This is a genomic window from Chitinophaga sp. Ak27, from assembly GCF_012726295.1.
In the GTDB taxonomy this organism is placed as follows: Bacteria; Bacteroidota; Bacteroidia; order Chitinophagales; family Chitinophagaceae; genus Chitinophaga.
Window position 1 is genome coordinate 23,939 of the sequence record NZ_JABAOB010000009.1, and the last position, 17,480, is coordinate 41,418.

Annotated in this window: 7 protein-coding genes; 1 reads left to right on the forward strand and 6 read right to left on the reverse strand. The window is 46.6% G+C overall.

Going from position 1 to position 17,480, the window contains the following annotated elements; translation table 11 throughout:
- Positions 1-34 precede the first annotated feature (34 nt).
- The 6 genes from HGH90_RS25610 to HGH90_RS25635 form a co-directional block, all read right to left on the reverse strand.
- On the reverse strand, positions 35-523 hold the full coding sequence (locus HGH90_RS25610) for a CHRD domain-containing protein (protein ID WP_169192181.1): 489 nt from the start codon (positions 521-523) through the stop codon (positions 35-37).
- A gap of 34 nt (positions 524-557) precedes the next feature.
- Positions 558-2,324, reverse strand: coding sequence for a RagB/SusD family nutrient uptake outer membrane protein (locus tag HGH90_RS25615; protein ID WP_169192182.1), 1,767 nt, complete (start codon positions 2,322-2,324; stop codon positions 558-560).
- Between the two features lie 15 nt (positions 2,325-2,339).
- Complete coding sequence (locus HGH90_RS25620) at positions 2,340-5,420, reverse strand: SusC/RagA family TonB-linked outer membrane protein (protein WP_169192183.1); 3,081 nt, start codon at positions 5,418-5,420, stop codon at positions 2,340-2,342.
- A 27-nt stretch (positions 5,421-5,447) separates the two neighbouring features.
- Positions 5,448-7,226: a RagB/SusD family nutrient uptake outer membrane protein gene (locus tag HGH90_RS25625; RefSeq protein WP_168762607.1), complete on the reverse strand. Its 1,779-nt coding sequence runs from the start codon at positions 7,224-7,226 to the stop codon at positions 5,448-5,450.
- Positions 7,227-7,244: 18 nt separating this feature from the next.
- Positions 7,245-10,124, reverse strand: a complete 2,880-nt coding sequence (locus tag HGH90_RS25630; protein WP_169192184.1) for a SusC/RagA family TonB-linked outer membrane protein — start codon at positions 10,122-10,124, stop codon at positions 7,245-7,247.
- A 92-nt stretch (positions 10,125-10,216) separates the two neighbouring features.
- Positions 10,217-12,670: a glycosyl hydrolase family 95 catalytic domain-containing protein gene (locus tag HGH90_RS25635; RefSeq protein ID WP_169192185.1), complete on the reverse strand. Its 2,454-nt coding sequence runs from the start codon at positions 12,668-12,670 to the stop codon at positions 10,217-10,219.
- Positions 12,671-13,257: 587 nt separating this feature from the next.
- On the opposite strand from HGH90_RS25635, the gene HGH90_RS25640 reads away from it, so the two are divergent.
- Positions 13,258-17,403, forward strand: coding sequence for a hybrid sensor histidine kinase/response regulator transcription factor (locus HGH90_RS25640; RefSeq protein ID WP_169192186.1), 4,146 nt, complete (start codon positions 13,258-13,260; stop codon positions 17,401-17,403).
- The last annotated feature ends 77 nt before the right edge of the window (positions 17,404-17,480 follow it).

Consider the following 17,480-nt stretch of genomic DNA (forward strand, 5'->3'; position numbering starts at 1 on the left):
TATTAGATGGGTCGTCGTTTTTAAATGAGCAGGTTTATTGTTTTGTTGCCGTCAACTGCCCCCTGATGATGCCGTTGGGATATTTTTTTGTATTGATGGTAAAGTAGTAGGCTCCTGCGAGGAAGCTTTTCTTTTCGCTCATAGTAAAGCCATCTAAACCAGCTAAACCGAAGTTGGCATTTGCTTCATTGTTTGTGCTGACGAAGGGCAAAGAACGTACTAAGGCGCCATTTTCTTTTGCCCCGGCAGGGCCGTAGAAATTTACTGAGGTGATGGTATCCTTATTTGTTCGCCACAAGTCGGTCCACGACAAGGTGAAGGTCAGGATGTTCAACTGCTCATCATAAAAGCCAGTGAACGTTCCACCGGAAGTCGTGTCAATGGCTGGCACCATTTGCTTACTGCTTGCAGTGGACGTAATCGTATATTGGTCGCCGTTAGCCCTTGTGAGTGTTCCCCCTTTTGTACAGCCAATAAGTGAAAGAGCGGTAGTAAAAATAAGTGCAGTTATAATGCTTCTCATGATCTGAACATTAAAATTGGTTTAAACCTTTTTATTAATAACCGGGTGTTTGTCTTAAGGCAGGCGACTTTGTTAGTTCGCTCTGTGGTATAGGCCAGAAATACATTGCCTCCGTAAACACGTGCTTTCTTATAGGAATGACACGGTAGGAAAATCTTCCATTCGCGGCCCTTGTAATCTCCATTCCGTGCGTTTCTGCATTTTCAGTCTGGGGCGCAATCTTCCAGCGACGGATATCCCAGAAACGGTGTTCTTCGAAAGCCAGTTCTATACGCCGCTCGTGCCGGATAGCTTCCCGCATTTCGTCTTTGGTCATTCCTGCTTTTAAACCATACAAGCCGTTTTCGCCCTCAATAATCCCTGCACGGCTGCGTATCATCTTTAGCCAGCTATATACTTCAGTGGTTGGACCGGCGTATTCGTTCGTTGCTTCGGCGGCATTCAGCAGCACTTCTGCATAGCGCATTACCACCCATGGGCGATATAGTTCGCCCCCCCCGCCGTTGCACATCTTATACCTGAAATAACCGGTTATTGTGCCCGTAGAGGTATAAATGCCGTCAACGCTGGCGCTGGTAACTGCTGCATTCCCTGTTGGGATTACGCCTGTATAGGTATTGACTGGCTGGTCGCCGAAGGAGCCCATATTGCGGATAGCGCCATTATAATGGATCGTATAGGTAAGACGTGGATCCCTGTTCTTATACATATCGTTGCCGATGCCGGGATAACCAGAAGCCGGATCTGTTATCCGCCGTCCGTTGATCATATCAAATTCATCTACTAATTCCTGCGTTGGGAAATATTTGGTTCCTGTCCACCCGTTCATGCCTCCCCTGGAAGTAGGGTTGGCGCTGGCTTCAACATAAAAATTATTGCCGGTAGTCCAGGGCTGCCAGTAAACGAGTACATGCTCCGCCTGGGGCGTGTTTTGCAGGAACAGTGTATAAAGTGGCGTAGCAGAGGCGGTATATAGACTATACACACCCAGGTCAATTACAGCTTTCGCAGCGTCGGCAGCTTGCTTCCAGCGTTCGGGATCTGCACTGGAAAATGAGAGCAGGTTTTCAGGATCATTTCCTTTCGGCCCACTATTGAACAGTGGGCTGGCGGCATATAAAAGCATTCTTGCCTTTACTGCCAATGCAGCGCCTTTTGTCACCTTCAACTGATTTACATCTCCGAGGCGATAAGAGAGGGGAAGCGCTGCAGCGGCTGCATCCAGCTCATTAGTGATGTATTTAATACAAGTCTCATAAGAGCTGCGTGCCACATCGATTTTTTCATTGTCGCTAAAAATTTTATCGCCAATCATTGGTATGCCACCGTAATGTTTTGTCAGTGTGAAGAGATACCATGCTCTTAAAAACCGTACCTGGCCTACCCAGTAATCTCTTGTTGCATCCGTTACGGGTATACTGTCTTTGTTCTTCAGAAAGATGTTTGCCGACCTGATCATCCGGAAGGCAGTTGCCCACAGCCCGCCATCGGCATTGTTGGCATTGATACCGCCGCTTGAAATTCTATACGTGTAAAAAGTGGGGTCGGGGAGTGGTTCTGATTCATCGCAGGCCGCATCCAATCCTGTATTATTGAATCTCCTGGGGTTAAAAGATATTCCCAGGCTTGAGTAGAGGTTATTAATTACGCCCAGTGACCTGGTACTATCCTGGAAGACCGATGTTTCATCGATCGCTGATAATTTTTTCTGATCCAGGAAATCTTTTTTGCAGGCGGTAAAGCAAGTAGCAGTTGTTAATCCTGCAAATAGGATACTCCCATATATTTTTTGTCTGGTCATAGTGATTTTTTAACGTTAAAAGCCTAGTTGCAAGCCGAAGATGTAGTTGGCAGTATTAGGATAGGCGCCACCTGTGCCGTTTGCAATTTCAGCGTCCTGCTGAAACTTGCCCATTTCCTGTATATTCACCAGGTTATACCCTGAAAGGTATACTCTTGCATGCTGAACTGCCTTCGTGCGTTTTATCCATCCGCGGGGAAGCTGGTAAGACAGTTCAAGGGACCGTAACCGGACATACCACGTATTGGCCATCCAAAAATCGGAGATCGTTAAGTAGGAGATATTGTTTATGTTTGAGTTCAATCCAATACGCGGATAAGTAGCGGTAGCAGCTGTTGCCGGCGTCCAGCGCTCCAGGTTCCAGGGACGCAGGTTGCCATTGAAAGCATCACCGGCGCCTTCGGCCGTTACCTGTACGGCATAACCAAAAGATCCTTGCAGCAGCGCTCTTAATGATAATCCCTTATAACCAACTGTAAATTCAGCTCCCAAAACAGTGCTGGGTAGATTCGGTTTCGACAGCCAGGTTTTATCAGCATCCGTAATAACGCCATCCCCATTCAAATCAGCATATTTCAGATCTCCCGGCTGTATTACACTCCATTGTGGAGCAGGAACGCCCTTTTTCACTTTCCCGTTGGCATCAAAATCGTCCAGCTGGTAGAAACCAATATTATGGTAACCCTGCGTTAAGCCCAGCCTGTTTCCTGTTTGAGCCAGGTAAGGATAATCCGGCGCTTCACTGATATAAATGATACGGTTGATGGCATAAGAAGCATTTGCACTGATCGTGTAATTGATCTTTCCTCCGTCATTCCTGTAAGTGATAATCCCATCGAATCCCCGGTTCTCTGATTTACCAATGTTCCTGTTTGGAAGCCCTTGCCCTATTAATAAGGGAACGTCTTTCTGCGGGATTAACTGGTCATAACGGTAGTTGTAAAAGTAGCTGCCGCTCAGTGTAAGTTTTCCCTGGAACATGTTCAGCTCCAGGCCCAGGTCTGTTTTCTTCTCTTTTTCCCAGGTAACATCGGGGTTCACCAGTGATCCTTCTACCGTGGTATTACCATAATAATTTGAGCCGGTGGTTCCGTACTGAATAACAGAGGTTACAACGCCCGGATAACTTACGTCTGTTCCTACGAGGCCATAAGATCCCCTGATCTTAAACATGTCGAAAAACGGAAACATGTTTTTGAAAAACGGTTCTTCTGCCAGGTTATAGCCCCATGATATTGCCGGAAATATTCCATACCGGTTATTTTCCTGGAACAAATCATTGCCGTTGCGGGCAACGGTAATACCCAGGAGATATTTACGCCTGAAGTCATAATCCAGTCTCCCGGTTGTACCGCGGTAGTTGACAGGGACGGCGGCAGCATTTATAAAATTCCGTTGATTTAGCAATAAGAGCCCACTGAAATGATGGCCCCCAAAAGTGCGATCGTAATTCAGAGAAGCCTGAAGAATAGTGGTAGAATTAAAAGCGCCGCCTGGAGAGGCAACGGAATATGGCAACATGCGGTATTGCCCTGCATCTCTTATAGCGTAAGAGTTGGTAGCAACATCATATTTATAGACCGGCAACCCGCTACGGTTAAGGTTGCGACCTTCATTGTTATTGCCGGCATAAGAAATATTTACTTTTGCAGACAGACCTGGCGTTACAAAATCAAGCAGCTGGTCTGCGCCTACAATGATGTTATAGTTGTTCCTGAAATTCCTGATGTATCCACCGTTACCCAACCGGAAAGCGGGATTGATAGCGCCGTTATTAGTGGCGGCTCCCAGGTGTGATGCATAGCTATAACTGCCATTAGGATTTATTACCGGCATGGCATAAGGCGCCATGTAGCGGAATGCACCCAGTTCATAGAAAAGCCCAGCGTTTTCCACGGTTCCGCTTGGGTTGTTAACCGTTTCAAAGCGGCCATTTACATCGAACCGGATCTTTAACGTTTTGGTAGGAGTGATATCAAGGTTTGACCGGTAGTTAAAACGCCTGTAGAAGTAATTGGTATTGACATCATCTCCCACCGGCTTAAAATCTTTTAAAATACCATTCTGGGAAAAATAACCTAATGAAGTAAAATATTTCACGAGCGCGTTTCCTCCGCTTATATCCACGTTATAACGGGATTGGGTAGACGCTTTTTTAAACAAAACGTCTGCCCAGTTAACATTCGGATGGCCATAAGGATCGGAGCCGTCTTTAAATTTCTGCAGGTCGTTGGGTGTAAACGGGAGTACAGGGGTTTGCGACTGACCGTATGCGTCATTGATGGTGGCTTCATTCCTAAGCAGGGCCGTAGTATATGAATCGAGGAAAGTTGGCATCCTGATCGTTTGATTAATTCCGCTTTCCGCTGTGAGGTTAATCCGTGGTTTCCCGATACGTCCCCTGGTGGTAGTAATTACCAGTACACCGTTGGCGCCCTTTAATCCATAAATAGATGTGGTAGCTGCGTCTTTGAGAATGGAAACGGATTCAACTTCATTCACGTTTAATTGTGAAAGTTGTGAATAATCGTACTCGATGTCATCTACGATAATCAGCGGTTTGTTATCGTCAGTAAGAGAGTTAACGCCCCTGATATAAAAATCGGCGGCATCTGCTCCGGGTTGTCCGCTGCGCTGCTGGCTGAAGAAGCCGGGTAAGCGGCCGATAAGGGTATTTTGAATGCTTGCTGTAGGAACAGTTCTGATCTCTTCACCTTTTACTGAGCTGACAGCTCCCGTACTTGTAATCCTTTTCTGGCGTCCGAAGCCTACCACCACCACATCTTCCAGCCCTTTTACATCCGGGGTGAGGTGAACAACCATTGGGGTCCCTGCAACCGCCGTAATGGTTTGAGGCAGGAAGCCTACGCACGTGATCATCAGTTTCTTTACACCACCCGGCTTCAGTGAGAGGGTGAAATTGCCATGTTCATCAGAAACGATCCCATTCGTCCTGTTGTCCAGTTCTGAAACAGTAGCTCCGCTTATTGCCTGGTTTTTATCATCTACCACATGTCCTCTTATCATTAAATGCTGAGACCATGCAGCCGTTGACATCAGCGAAAGCCATATCAATATGAATATCTTTATTTTCATTTTATGCTGTTTATTGTAACAAAAAGTTTAGTACCCCGGATTTTGTTCTATTCCCCGATTTACCTGCGTTTCTTTTACAGCAATAGGAAATAAGTACATGGCATCTGTAAAAAAAGGAGTGGTAACCACCTTCGGCGCATAGTTGAATGTGCCATTGGTATTTTTGGTAATGGTAACGCCATGGAGTGTGGTTCCATAAACGGCTTTCGCAATTTTCCATCTGCGTATGTCCCAAAATCGTTGTTCCTCAAATGCCAGTTCTATGCGCCGCTCATTACGAACGGCATCCCGCATCTGGGCCTGCGACAATCCGGGAGCCAATGTACTAGGAGAAAGCCCGGCTCTCTGGCGGATTTTTTCAACCGCCGCATACACGGATGCATCAGGCCCGGCATATTCATTTTGCGCCTCGGCATACATTAAAATAATGTCCGCATATCTGATAATGCACCAGGGCGGAATGAAGCCGCCATCGCGGTAAAAAGTGGTGGTATAATTTGCGCTGCTGCTATCATTGGCACAAAACTTTTTGGCATAATAGCCTGTTTGTGTTTGTACAGGAGCAAGGGTAGCATTATTCGGTTTGTCTTTTCCTCCTTCAAAAGTTTCTACCGGTCTTTGCAGCCATTTAGCGCCATTATAAAACACGGTTTGTTCCAGGCGGGGATCACGGCCGGCGTATGGATTCAACTGATCATAACCAGAAGAGGGGTCAGTGATTTTTTTCCCATTTTTCATCGGGAAGGCGTCAACAAATTCCTGCGTTGGACTTACACGTCCTTCACTATTGCGGTTTGCGGGCTTATATCCGGGCGGAGACATATAATAGGAATAGGCATTGTCAATACGTGGATCACTCATCCGGAAGAAAATATGTTCCTTGTTGGCCCGTTGTAACATCAGGGTATACCGATTGGGCTCCAGGTCATAAATACCCAGATCCATCAGGGCTTTCGCCGCATCGGCGGCTGCTTTCCATCTTTCTGCACTGTAGGCGCCGTAGCCAGTATAACTTCTGCCGGGCGTTGGCGACGGATTAAATAAAGGGCTGGCAGCCAGGAGCAATACCTTCGCCTTAATGGCCAATACAATGCTTTTACGCATTTTCCCGAAATCGGCATCGGTTGTTCTTCCAGCAAGGGGTGCGTCAGGACGCAGGCTGTCTTTAGCGATATCAAGTTCTGATACGATGTAGTTCACGCATTCTTCGAAGCTGTTACGTTTTAAATTCAATAATTCTTTATCATTGGAATCGAAAACGTTATTACCTATCAATGGTACGCCACCGTATCGCTTTACCAACTCGTAATAAAAATAGGCCCTGAGTGCACGTGCCTCATTAGGCAGCCATACTTTGCGCGATGAATCTGCCCAGGGCACGCGCTGGTAATTATTCAGGAAAATATTCGCGGCTCTTATAGCGCTGTAACAGTTGCCCCAGTTATCATCAAATGTAGTAACAGGACTATATCCGCCACGAATGATGTTCCACGCTTCGTTCCCATCTGCGCTTGGAACAGCATCATCAGAAAAGCATTCCAGGGGCACCAGGGAGAGGTTGGTTTTCACTCCGCCATTGAGCCCCCAACTGGAACCTCCCAACATCCGGTTATACCCGGAAGGGATTTTCCCATATATATTGGTCACCCATTTATATGCCTGATCCCCGGTAGGATCATTCTCATCGAAAATATAATCTATAGTAAGCAGCTCAAGCGGTTTGTCTTCAAATGCCTTTTTACAGGATGATATTGAAGAGAAGATTACCAGGAATATAAAACAGCACCAGCCATAATTCGTTTTCATACAGTAATGCATTGTCGGTTAAAATTTAATATTGATACCGAAATTGAAGATTTTCATAATGGGGTAAGCGGCGCCCCAGGACTCCGGATCCAGGTCTTTCCTCACGTCATAAATTTCCGCCCAGGTAAGCAGGTTTAATCCATTGGCAAACAGGCGCACAGAAGGAAGGCCAATTTTACGGGATAATTTCTCAGGGAAAGTGTAGCCTATCTCAACGTTTTTGAGGCGTATAAAATCATTATCCCTCTGCCAGAAAGAAGAAATCTGGGTATTATTCGTGTTGTTGCCCAGCCACAACCTGGGTTGTTGCGCTGTTGCAGCCGTTGCTGCAGTAAACCGGCCCAGGTTGTACTCATAGGCATTATTTTGTCCGCTGTTGCCAAAGCCGTTCATAAAATCACCACTTAAATAACTCTGGCGATTTAATGTGCCCTGGATAAGTATGGAGAGGTCAACGCCTTTATAACTAAACCCGGTATGGAGGCCGTAATAGATGGTAGGTTTCGTAGTGCCAATGGGTCCCTGATCATCCACTGTAATCTGGCCATCTCCATTGCGGTCCAGGTACCGTATATCGCCAGGTCGAAGGGAAGACTTGGGGGAGGATGGCATTACTGCAGTAGCCGGATCATTGATTTCATCATAGGATTTAAACAAGGCAATGGCGGTGTAGCCGTAGAGTAGTCCTACCGGCTTTCCTGTTGTAATCTGGTAATCGTAGTTTTTAGGTAATTCTGCATTATAAACTACTTTTGATTGAACAAGCGAGAAGTTACCGGTAACAAAATAGTTAAACGCTTTTATCTGCTGTTGCCAGCTCAGGGAAATATCAGTACCCCAATAGTTGAAACGCTGGTAGTTCTGATTCGGGTATCCCCCGCCAAATATAGCTGTGGTTAAGGTAGGGGGGGCTACAAGATCATAAAACTTATGGAAGAAATAGTCAGCAGTGAATGTCAACTTATTGTTCCATAGACCGAGGTCGATGCCGGCATTGAGTTTTTTTGCTTTTTCAGGAGTGAGACCTGTGTTGGCAATGGCATTTTCTCCGGAGCTCTTGTCAAGTGAAGATCCAGAGCCAAACCAATAGCCATTGGCATTAAAGTAGGTTTGTATATACGAAAAGTAGCCGGCATTTACCTGCCCCGTCAAACCATAGCTGGCTCTTAACTTCAGGTTGCTGATAAAAGGCAGGGTGTGGCTAATGAATGGTTCCTTATGCAAGTTCCAGCCAAGCCCGCCCGCCCAGTAGGTAGCCCAGCGTTTTGTTGGCGCCAGCCAGTTGTATCCTCCATAGCTGACGGCGCCTTCAGCTACATATTTTTCATCAAAGGCATAGTTTACTTTACCTGAATAGGCGGTATAGTTTTCCGGCAGGTTGGTGGTATTGAAGGCTAGCCTGCTTTGCTGGTTGGCAACTGCCAATGCGGATATGGTATGTTTTTTAAAGGTTCTGTCATAACCCACAGATCCTTCCAGGTACACAATGCGGTATCGCTCATTTGGACCACCCCCGGTCGTTTGCTCGGTTGTTGATCCATACTTGGTGTAGGTATTATTCAGGTATTGATATACTTCAAAATTTTTATCCCGTTTCGTGGTAAAGTAAGCGGTGTTATTGTTGGAGGCTTTTGCTTTGGCCCATAGCCCTTTTGTAAGTGCGTCGAATTTTTGAGTGACCTCCAGGTCAACCGCAATGTCTCTAACATCCTGGAATTGATATCCCCGGGCAATGGCCTGGCCCCAAATGTTGGTGTTACCCTGGTATTTGTCACTCCCCCCAAAAGTCCCGTCAGGGTTAAAAACAGGATAGGCAAGTTGCGGAGTATTTAACATGGAGGAGAAGATTCCGGAAACACCTCCCCCGGGCTGGTTGTAACGTTGGAAACGACCAAACAGGTTTAATTGTACAAAAGTAGTTGGTGTTACATCCACTCCCACATTCGAGCGCAAAGCATATCTATTTAATTGGGCATTGGTGTTATATTTATTTTCGTCGCTGGTTCTGATGATTCCTTTTTCTCTCATATTATCCAGGTCAACGAAGTACCTGAATCCTTTCCCGCTTCCCTGAATGTTAAGATTGTAACGCGAGATACCCGCTCTTTTATCCAGCACAGTGTTGTACCAGTCTATATCAGGATAGGTATAGGGATCTGTATGATGTCGATATGCATCAATTTGAGCCTGTGAATATTGGGGAGTAACCGGTGTTGTGCCAGCATCGTTTTGCTGGGCCTCATTATACAGGGTAGCATATTGCCAGGCAGACAAAGGCTTAGGGAGGGCGGTGGGTGTTTCAAATCCCGATTGGGCAGTAAATGAAATACGGGGTTTGCCAACATCCCCTTTTTTAGTCCTGACGGAGATTATTCCATATGAGGAACGCTGACCGAACATCACTGTTGAAAGCGCATCTTTTAATACTGTAATAGATTCAATCTGTTCCGGATCGATGGACTGATACCCCCTTTCAACGCCGTCAATCAGGATGATTTGTGCCCTTGCTCCGCGGATGTTGAAGCCCATGCCATTGCCGTCCAGGCCAGGCCCGCCACTGCCGAAAGTGATATTTAAGCCGGGTATGCGGCCTGGTAGCGCCTGCAGGAATTGAGGGCTTGGCGTTGTGATGAGCTGATTGGTGTAAACTGTTGCCGCCGACTGGAGCAACCTGCTTTTTGCCTGTTCTCCATATAAAACAGGGACAATTGTAGCGTCTTTCGACATCTCAATTGCGGCGCCAGGTTTAGAATTAACCTTCGTGGTATCAGCCACCTGCGCCCTGGCAGAAGAAAATAACAATAGGTTAGAGGTAAGGAAGACCAGGTTAACCTTACAGTAAACGTGCCTCCAGATACCGGAAGGTAGCAGAATATCTGCGGTTCGATTTTTTTTCATAGTGGACATTTATAAAGACAAAAAGATTGCCGCCAGGATAAAACCGCTTTTACCCTGTTAGTTATTATTGAAATTTTGATTGATTACTTCAGTTAACTGTTTTTCATAGTGGATGATGCTGCTTTATAGGTTTTGCCTTTTTGCGCCTGTATTTCGTAGATATAATAACCTGGTGTAGTTACGCCCTTCGTAATGCTTTCGGTGAATATCACAGGAACGGTAGTACGAATTTTGCATGGTTCACCATTGGCAGACCTGATACTGAAGCTGGTTAAACGGCCATTGCTCCAGTTAATGTTTACCTCAAATCCTCCCCTGGCACGTAATCCTTTTACGGACCCATTGGGCCATGCCGCCGGAAGGGCAGGGAGAATATCAATTACGTAGGCATATGTGCCGTCGTTGGTGGTGTAAGTTTCCTGGCTCTGCAACAGCATTTCTGTGATGCCGCTGACTGCGCCGAAATTGCCATCAATCTGGAAGGGGGGATGTGCGTCGAAAAGGTTGGGATAAGTTCCCCCGGCATCAGCCATGATAGTTTTCAGCTGTTTGGTAGGCCTGAGCTGGTAAGATAACAGGCGGTGCGCATGATCGCCATTGCGCAGCCTGGCCCAGAAATTCTCTTTCCAAGCAATAGACCATCCGGTACCATCATCGCCCCGTAATTCCAGCGTTTTTTTTGCTGCGTCGGCCAGTTCAGGTGTTTTGAAAACAGTGACCTGGTGACCCGGATGAAGTGGAAAAAGATGTGATACATGCCTGTGGTGAGGATCGTCAGTATTGAGATCCCAATCCCTGTTCCATTCTTCTAACTGCCCTTCTTTGCCTATCCTCAGGGGGCTTATGTTGTCCCGGGCGGCGGTTACCTGCTTTCTAAATGCTTCGTCGGTATGGAGGATAGTACCCGCCATGGCCACATTGTCGAACAAATCCCAAATAATAGCTTTTTCCATAGTGGCGCCTTCTGTAACATTTCCTTTTTGTTTACTGTCTGTAATAAAATTGTTTTCAGGAGATGTGGAAGGAGAGGGGACCAGATGTCCCTCATTATCGGTGATCATAGTGGCAAGATAAAATTCGGCGGCGCCTTTCAGTACCGGGTAAATTTTTTTGAGATAATTGGTATCTCTGCCGAATGCATAGTGCTCCCATAAATGTTGGCATGCCCAGCCACTACCACCGGCGAATACGCCCCATGGCAGCGCTGCTCCGGGGCTTGTCCATCCCCAGCCATTAGTAGTATAGCCATAGTACCAGCCAGGTGTATCCGGTCCGAAATAGGCTTTGGCAGTTTTGCTCCCAGGAGCCACAAGTGCAGTAGTGAGCCGGATCATAGGCTCATGCAGTTCTCCCAGGTTGGTGGGTTCTGCAGGCCAGTAGTTCATCTGGTAATTAATGTTGGACTTATAATCACATTTCCAGGGCAGATCAAACCCATCGCCCCAGAGGCCCTGTGAATTGGATGGCAGCAGGTTGCCCGGACGGCTGGAAGATATAAGCAGGTACCGGCCATACTGGTAAAACAGGGCGGCAAACCCAGGATCTTTTTTTCCATCACCGTAATTTTTAAGCCGCTCATCTGTAGGGAGTGAGTCTGCAGCTGCGCCCAGGTTGATCCTGACCCTGTTAAAAAAAGCTTTATAATCGGCTACGTGCCTTGCTTTTAAACGGTTATAGCCTATACCCATAGCTTGTTGCAGTTGCCGGGCCACTTTCTCGTGCGGGAGTTCTCCTTTAAAACCTTTATCATAGTCCAGGATGTAAGAGGTGCCGGCTGTCACGTAAACAGTAAGCTCCCGGCTGTTTCTAACTGTAATGCTATCGCCGCTGCCACTGATAATCCCATCTGTAACTACTGCCAGCTGCACTTCAAAGTCCAGCGTTGCCCCGGTATTACCCGTCATAACCAGTTTATTGGGGGCTTCGAACCGTGTTTGTGACCTCTCTTTCCGGTGTAGGAGAATGCTGACCGTAATGGGCGTATGCCCGGTAGCTTTTATGTGATGAACCAGTACACTGTTGGGAGCACTGGAAAATGTTTCGCGTGTGTACCTCGTTCCGGATTGATCGAACGCTACACCGGAAATGGCCTCTTCTATATCCAGCCAACGCCTGTATGAACTGGCAGCGCCCACCGCATCTTTATAATGAAGAAAAATATCTCCGAGAGTTTGATAGGAAGAGTAGTAAGGAGCTGACGAAGTCATGAAACGGGCGGTGAGTTCCTGGGCCGCTTTATATCGTTCCTGTCGTATAGCCGTCCGGATGGTATCCAGGAATTTATAGGCATCTTTTCTATCGGCCGCTGGTTGCGGGTCGCCGGACCAAACGGTAATGTCGTTCAGCTGCAGACGGTCTGTCCCCGTACCGCCAAATACCATGGCGCCCAATGTGCCATTACCCACTGGCAATGCTTCGATCCATTCCTTTGCAGGAAACCGGTACCAGAGTGATAGGGGAGGCTTTTGCCCTGAAGCTTTCCAGGAAATTATCAGCAAAGAGAAAACAGCAATAAAGGTTTTAAATGTCAAATTGACCCTTAACATGGAAATTTGATTTTCTAACGTGAAAAAGGTATTAATCCCCGGAAGAGGCGTCCTGGCATAAAAGACAGGCTGATTTACCAACGACATTTTAAAGCCTGATACGAATTGGTCCTCCCGTTTTGGACAACCACATCGATGGAGCTTTCGCCGGCAAAATACACAGGAATGAATTAAAAATTGTCAATTAGACAAGAATTACTATTGTGCACCCTGAATTATGAGAGTGCCTCCCCCTGGCGCTTGTTTTTTGCCGCGTGAATGATCCCCAGGGCGAGGTATAAATCCCTTATTCAACCTTATTTTTAGTTTCAGGAGATGAGTAAACCGGTAGTGGGCTGCCGCCACCTTCAGGTGCAATGTTCGGCGGTATTTCAGCACGCGGGGTTTCATGATGAAAGGAAATGAATTGAAGGCTGCATGAATTAAAAAGTGTCATTTAGACAAAAATTACTATTATACACCCTGAATTATCAGAATACCCCCCCTCGACACTTGTATTTCCCGGAGTAAATTGTAGCAAAGAACAGGGGGGTAAACTCGTAATTCAGCCGGTCAACCAAAGCAATGTAGTATTTTAATTTCACGGGATGAGAAAACTTGTAATGTGCTGTCTGCTATTTTGGGGGACAGCGTTCCACGTGCCGGGATTCGCCGCTGGCGACAACCGCTATTATGTAATTTCATACCTGGGTATAGAACAGGGGTTGTCAAATAATGCGGTCCGTTGTGTGTTTCAGGACCATAAAGGGTTTATGTGGTTCGGTACCTATGATGGTCTGAACCGGTATGATGGCAATGTATTCAAAGTATTCCGGAACAGGTTCAACGACAGCAGTTCCCTTGTAAATAACTGGGTTTTTACGATCAACGAAGATTTACAGTACAAACTATGGATTGGTACCAGGCAGGGAATTAATATCTATGATAATGTTTCCGGGAAGTTCAGCAGTGTGCAATACCGGGTGGCAGGGACTACCAGATTAGAGCGGGTAGCTGCTGTGGTACGGGATATAAAGAGAGATGGAAAAGGAAATATGTTGATTGGAACCGAGAACCTGGGCTTGTTGTTTTGCCCTGCGGGCACCTATACCGCCGTGCAGTTGCCGCTATCTATCGGCAGTCAGCGCCTCACATCCTATGACGCAGGCAGCATTGAGATTGCCGGCAATGGGGACGTGTGGTGCTTTGTACAGGGCAGAGGGCTGTGCCGGCTGAACAAAAATGCTTCCGTGGTAAACCTGGTAAACGGCACTTTCGCAACAGCAGATTGCATCAGGTCCGACAGGGATCTGCTATGGATAGGTACGCCCAATGGATTGTTAAAATATTCAGTATCCTCCAATCAATACCAGGAATCGTTTACGGAAGAGAACGGGAAGTTGTCGTATAACAAAGTATTGGGCTTATACCTGGACAAACACAGAAGGCTTTGGATAGCCACGAATGGCGGCGGTATAAATATTATTCGTACGGAAGACGGAACCCCGGTGGAGAGTATTCCTGCCGGCAATAGTAACAATACCCTCGCCAGCGCCTCTGTAAGTGCAATTTATGAAGATACCGATGGCCGCAAATGGATTGGGACACTGAGAGGCGGGGTCAATATTATAGATCCGAAAAAGGATAGATTTCAATCGGTGTTGCACGATCCATTGAACAGCAATAGCCTGGTAAGCAATTTTATTTATGCATTTTGTGAAGAGAAGGATGGTACGGTTTGGGTAGGTACAGACGGAGGGGGAATAAGCAGGTGGCAAAGGAAAAACGCACAGTTCACCAATTTTAGCCATCAGCCTGGTGTACCGGCATCTCTTAGTGATAATTTCGTCACAAATGTACGATGCGACAATGAGCAGCACATCTGGGTGTCTACTTTCTGGGGAGGAATCAACCGGTTTGACAGGAAAACAAATACTTTCCGGCATTACAGCCTGGTATATAACAGCAGCCAAAAGGAGAGCAAAACCGTGTACCTGCTGTATGAAGATAGCCATAATACCTTATGGGCCGGCACTTTCGGCAGAGGAGCGTTATCTAAAGGCGCACTGTATCAATACGACAGACAGCAGGACACGTTTAAGCTGGCCGACGACAAGCTGACGGACCTCTTCACGATGAAAGAAGACAGTTCCGGGCAGCTATGGGCAGGGAACCTTCGCAGCCTGATAAAAATTGACCCGCAGCATCATAACGATATATTTTATCCGCTTGGTAACCCGGTGAGAGCCATTCATGAAGACCGCAACGGCCGCTTCTGGGTTGGCACAGAAGGTGGAGGATTGCTGCTGTTTGACCGCACACAGGGCAAAATACTGGAGCGCTATACAACGGCAGAAGGGCTATGTAACAATGCGGTGCTCAATATCCTGGAGGATGAAACAGGCGACCTCTGGATAAGTACTTTTTACGGCATCTCCAGGTTTAATACCCGCAGGAAAATTTTTACGAATTTCTACCAGGGAGATGGGCTTTCCAGTAACCAATTTAACTATAATGCCGCGCTGCAGCTGCAATCCGGTGAATTAATGTTTGGCGGTATCAAAGGCCTCAACATCTTCCGGCCATCCAATATCCTGGCGTCTAGAGGAAAACTTAAAATGCTGTTCACTGATATTCATATTAATAATATGCCTATCGGACAACGGACAGGGTATATTGAAGAACAGCAGGGCGACGACATTAGAAAAATCAAAGTGCCCTACCGAGAGGCCGTTTTAACCTTCGATTTTACTGCCCTGGATTATTCTACCGCCGAAAAAATTTCCTACGCTTATTATATGGAGGGATGGGATAAAAACTGGAACTATACCGGCAATACAAGAACAGCCACCTACACACACCTCGCTGCAGGGCAGTACACATTCCGGGTAAAAAGCACCAATGCTGAAGGACAATGGATAGATAATGAGATCAGCCTGACAATCATAGTGTTGTCTCCCTGGTATGCCTCCTGGTGGGCGTATTTGTTATACCTGTTTATCGTCATAGCCCTGGCGGCAGTTTACATCACGTACCAGACAAAGCAACGCCGGCTCAGGTATGAAGTTGCACTTGCCAACCTGAATACCGAAAAAGAAAGGGAGCTCAACGAAAAAAAGATCGCTTTTTTTACCAACGTATCACATGAATTCCGTACGCCGCTTACCCTGATCATCAACCCGGTGAAAGACCTGATGCTGGAACAGGACCCTGATGGAAAGCACCGGCGGGAGCTTACCACCATATACCGCAATGCACGCCGCTTGCTGCGTTTGCTGGATCAGTTGCTGCTGTTCAGGCGGGCAGACAGTGATATAGATAAGTTGAAGCCAGCTCGTGTCAATTTCACCGAATTATGCCGGGATGTGTTTCAGTCGTTTGAATCGCAGGCACAGTCGGGTGGCCTGATATATTCATTTGATAGCAGCCAGGAGGAAGTATGGATTACCGGCGACCGGGAAAAGCTGGAGATAATTCTTTTCAACCTGTTATCGAATGCCTTTAAATATACGCCTGCCGGCGGCAGTATTGCTATGAAGCTGTATAGCGCCGGCAACCAGGTAGCAGTAACTATAGCAGATACCGGGTGTGGCATACCCGAAGGAACCGGTAACCATATATTTGAAAAGTTTTATAGGTCCGAAGAGAGCGGATCTGCAGAGAAGCCGGGATTTGGCATTGGGCTGTACCTGGTGAAAAAGTTCATGGAGCTGCACCAGGGGATAGTGAGCTTTGAAAGCAGGGAAGGAGGAGGTACCTTGTTTACCGTTGCTTTACCGTGTGGTACTGATCAATTGAGCGAGGAACCCTCTGATAGTGCTCCAGCTGATAAAACCAGCTTCCTGAAAGCTATGACAGCAGAGAAGCTGGAGGACATTTCGCCGGAAGAGCCGGAGGAAGAAGTGATCAGCACCATAATTACCTCCAGGCAAACTATGCTGATCGTAGATGACGATGCACAGATACGTCAATACATTTCAGGCATGTTCCGGTCAGCTTTTAATATTGAAGAAGCCAGTAATGGAAAAGAGGGATTGGAAAAAGCGATGGCTATGTTGCCAGATGTGGTGATCAGTGATATCAGGATGGAAACGATGTCGGGCCTGGAACTATGTAAAGAAATCAAACAAAATACACTGTTGAACCATATCCCGGTTATCCTGCTTACCGGCTCCTCAGCAGAAGAAGGGAAGTTGGCAAGTGCTGAAGTAGGCAGTGACTATTATATTACCAAGCCATTTGAAAAGGAACTGCTGATAGCAACGGTGCATAGCGTGCTGCAAACAAGAGACAATCTGCGTAACTATTTCCTGAATGAAGTAACGCTCCGTAAGAACGATTTTAAAGTTTCAGGCCAGTATAAAGAGTTCGTAGAAAAATGTATTGCTATTGTAGAAGCAAATCTGGACAATGACGAGTTCAATATTAAAGTATTGGCGAGGGAAATTGGGATGAGCTATTCTTCGGTATATAAAAAGATCCGGTTGGTATCCGGGGAGTCACTGAGAGGATTTGTCCGCTTCATACGCCTGAGAAAAGCTGCTGAACTAATGATCAATACAAGTCTCAATGTCAATGAAATAGGTTTCCAGGTGGGTATTAATGATGTTAAGTACTTCCGGGAACAGTTTAATAAGGTATTTGGTATGAACCCTTCCGGGTACATCAGGCGTTACCGGAAGGTATTCGAAGATAAATACAAGCTGGAAAAAATAGAGACACGGAAAAAGGAGTCAGGCAGGAAGAAAGTCTGATCGTCAAATGTGTTAACCTCTTGCCCTCCTCCGTGCAAATCCGCCGGGGGAGGGGTAATCCTCCATAAAATTCACAC